This window comes from Oleiphilus sp. HI0117, from assembly GCF_001635235.1.
On sequence record NZ_LWGA01001060.1, the window covers coordinates 1 to 1,078 of the forward strand.

Consider the following 1,078-nt stretch of genomic DNA (forward strand, 5'->3'; position numbering starts at 1 on the left):
CTTAGGACGCTTAGCACCGTATTTAGAACGACCCTGACGTCTATCTGCAACACCTGAAGTATCCAAGCTACCACGAACTGTGTGATAACGAACACCAGGCAAATCTTTAACACGACCACCACGAATAAGAACAACGCTGTGCTCTTGTAGGTTATGGCCTTCACCACCGATATACGATGTAACCTCGTAACCGTTCGTTAGACGAACACGACAAACCTTACGCAAAGCCGAGTTTGGCTTCTTAGGTGTCGTAGTGTATACACGAGTACAAACGCCTCGACGTTGAGGACAAGCCTGCAACGCGGGTACGTCACTTTTCGCGACTACACGTTTACGAGGCTTACGTACCAACTGATTAATCGTTGCCATGTAAGCAAACTCCAATATCTATATTTTTAAAAACCGTTTCATTACAAAACGTCAAACTACTATGCCGAAATTGCTGGCACAATAAAGTTGAGGGGCGCAAGTCTAATGACGCCCCCCTCAACTGTCAAGCAATGCGGTGATTTTTTGTTCACCGCACCTGCATCCACTTACTTAACAAGCAATTACTGCTTATTAAGCTCGGCACTCAATGCTGCAACAACATCCTGTGCACTTACACCCAAGCCCTCTTCAGCGATAGGTGCCAACTTCTGATCTTTCTTACGCTTACGCTCTGAGTGGTAAGCCAAACCTGTACCTGCCGGGATCAAACGGCCCACTACCACGTTCTCTTTCAAGCCACGTAAGTAGTCACGCTTACCTGTCACCGCACCTTCAGTCAGTACGCGCGTTGTTTCCTGGAACGATGCAGCAGAGATAAACGACTCAGTTGCAAGCGAAGCTTTGGTAATACCCAACAACTGACGCTCACACTGCGCAGGCATCTTGTCGTTCGAATCAGCCTCTTCATTAGCTTCCAAGAACTTCACATACTCAACCTGGTCACCCTTGATCAAGTCAGTATCACCAGACTGCGTAATCTCAACTTTACGCAACATCTGGCGCACGATAACTTCGATATGCTTATCGTTAATTACAACACCCTGCAAACGGTAAACGTCCTGCACTTCGTTAGTGATGTATTTAGATA

Annotated in this window: 1 protein-coding gene and 1 pseudogene; both read right to left on the bottom strand. The window is 46.7% G+C overall.

Going from position 1 to position 1,078, the window contains the following annotated elements; translation table 11 throughout:
* The coding region (gene rpsL, locus A3757_RS18985) for a 30S ribosomal protein S12 (RefSeq protein WP_068740094.1) at window positions 1–369 on the bottom strand (369 nt) is incomplete at its 3' end.
* 182 nt (window positions 370–551) lie between these two features.
* Window positions 552–1,078, bottom strand: a pseudogene (locus A3757_RS18990) (DNA-directed RNA polymerase subunit beta'); the annotation flags it as partial.